This window comes from Protofrankia sp. CiP1_Cm_nod3 (assembly GCF_982290655.1).
The window spans coordinates 1-2,408 of record NZ_CEVIVD010000140.1 but is presented as its reverse complement, the minus strand read 5'-3'; the positions used below and the strand labels follow the sequence as shown (position 1 = coordinate 2,408).

The window sequence follows — 2,408 nt, the reverse complement described above, 5'->3', positions numbered from 1 at the left end:
GCGACAGCGACAGCGACAGCGACAGCGACAGCGACAGCGACAGCATGAGTTGACAAGGTTAAGTTGACGCTGGCAACCTTCGTCCATGAAATCGGCAGGACGGACGAGGGCGCGCCGGGGTGAGGGCGGCCGGCTGGCCGAGGAGATCCTGTTCGCGGCCGAGGCCCTGCTGGTCGAGACCGGGGACGAACAGGCCGTCACCGTACGCGCGGTCGCCCGCCGGGTCGGCGTGACGACGCCGTCGGTCTACCTGCACTACGCCGACAAGGCCGCGCTCCTTGACGCCGTCTGCCTGAAGATCTGGGGCGACCTGGACGAACGGCTGACCGCCGCCACCGTCGGCGTGGCGGACCCGCTGGACGCCCTGCGCCGGGGCGGCATGGCGTACGTCCGGTTCGGGCTCGACCATCCCGTCCAGTACCGGCTGCTGATGATGGGCCGCCCCCTCGCCCGTGACGAGGGCTGCGCAGCCGGCGCGGCCGGGCCGGCCGGCGCGCCCGCGTCGACGACGGCCGCCCGGGCGGCGCTGCGGCAGATGATCCGGGCGGTCCAGGACTGCGTGGACGCCGGGGTGTTCCACGGGGAGACGCGCCCGCTCGCGCTGAGCCTGTGGGCCGCCGTCCACGGCTGCGTGTCGCTGCTGCTGAGCAAACCCGAGCTGGACTGGCCGCCGCTGGAGGACTTCGTCGACCACACCGTGCGGATGGCCGGGCTCGGCACCGCGCTGATCAGCCGTGTCACCGTCCCCGGCGGCAGCTACAGCAGCGCGGCCATCGCCACCGAACTCGACAGGACCGTCGACCGCCTCCACCACCACCGGCAGGAGCAACAGTGAGCAACCCAGCGGTACCGACCACCACCGCCGAGGCAACGGCCGGGCCACCAGCCGGGCCAGCGGCCGGGCCACCAGCCGGGCCAGCGGCCGCGCCGTCGGTGGCCCTTGGCGGGAAAGCGGCGCCGGCGCCCACCGACGCGCCGCGGGCGCCGAGGAGCGGGCGTGCCCGCGCGGTCCTCGCCATCTCCTCGATCGGGGTGTTCGTCGTCTTCCTGGACGCGACCATCGTCAACGTCGCGTTCGAGTCGATCACCAGGAGCTTCCACACCACGACCGCGGGCCTGGCCTGGGTCCTCAACGCCTACGCGCTGGTCCTCACCGCGCTGCTCGTCCTCGCCGGGCGGCTGGCCGACCAGCTCGGCCGCAAACGGCTGTTCCAGATCGGGCTGATCGGGTTCGCGGTCACCTCCGCCGCCTGCGGGCTGGCGTCCGGCACCGCCGTTCTCGTCGCCGCCCGGGCGCTGCAGGCGGTGTTCGCCGCGATCCTGGTGCCGTCGTCGCTGGCCCTGCTGCTCCCCGAGTTCCCGCCCCAGAAACGCTCAGCCGTGATCGGGATCTGGGGCGCGATGGGCGGGCTCGCCGCGGCCAGCGGGCCGATCCTGGGCTCACTGCTCGTCCAGTACCTGTCCTGGCGCTGGGTGTTCCTGGTCAACGTGCCGATCTGCCTGCTGGCCGCGCTCGTCGGCGCACGGGTGCTGCGCGAGAGCCGGGACGAGGGCGCCACCGGCATCCCCGACCCGTTCGGCGTCATCCTCGTGACGGTGGCGCTCGGCGCTGTCGCGCTCGGCATCGTCGAGGGGCCGGAGTGGGGCTGGGACGACCCCCGCGTCATCGGCGCGTTCCTCGTCGCCGCGGCCGGCCTGCCGCTGTTCGTCGTCCGGACACGGCACGCCGCCCGGCCGGCCGTCGACCTCAGCCTGTTCCGGGTCCGCTCCTACAGCGTGGCGAACGCCGGGATGCTGACATTCGCCACCGCCTTCTTCGCCATCACCCTGGCGAACATCATCTTCCTGCAGACGGTGTGGCACTGGTCGGTGCTGCGCAGCGCCCTCGCGGTGACCCCGAGCCCGCTGCTCGCCGGCGTCGCCGCTCCGCTGGCCGGCGCGCTGGCCGACCGTTTCGGCCACCGCGCGGTCCTCGTCCCCGGCGCGCTGTCCTTCACCGCGGCGATGCTGCTGTTCGCCACCCAGGTCAGTGCCACCCCGCACTACGTCACCGAATGGCTGCCGGCGGCCCTGCTCACCGGTGCCGGCATCGGGCTGACCCTCCCCACGCTCGGCAGCGCGGCCGCCGCGTCGCTGCCGCCGGCCCGGTTCGGGATCGGCAGCGCCATCAACTCCTCGTTCCGGCAGCTCGGCGCCGTACTCGGGGTGTCGGTGTTCGTCGCCGTCCTCGGCACCCCGTCCCCCGCCTCCGCGCTCGACGCCTTCCAGCACGTCTGGTACGTGATGGCCGGCGTCGCCGCCCTCTCGGCCCTGCTGTGCGCCGCCATCCACACCCGCCCACACCGCCCGAACCACCCGCAGCAGGCACAACCAGTACACCAGCCACAACCGGCGCACCAGCCGCAACC

2 protein-coding genes are annotated in these 2,408 nt (G+C 73.5%); both read left to right on the top strand.

Going from position 1 to position 2,408, the window contains the following annotated elements:
• The first annotated feature begins 85 nt into the window (after positions 1-85).
• Positions 86-835, top strand: coding sequence for a TetR/AcrR family transcriptional regulator (locus AC5LUJ_RS19930; protein WP_250286223.1), 750 nt, complete (start codon positions 86-88; stop codon positions 833-835).
• The coding region (locus AC5LUJ_RS19925) for an MFS transporter (protein WP_493465500.1) at positions 832-2,408 on the top strand (1,577 nt) is incomplete at its 3' end. The genes AC5LUJ_RS19930 and AC5LUJ_RS19925, both read left to right, overlap by 4 nt.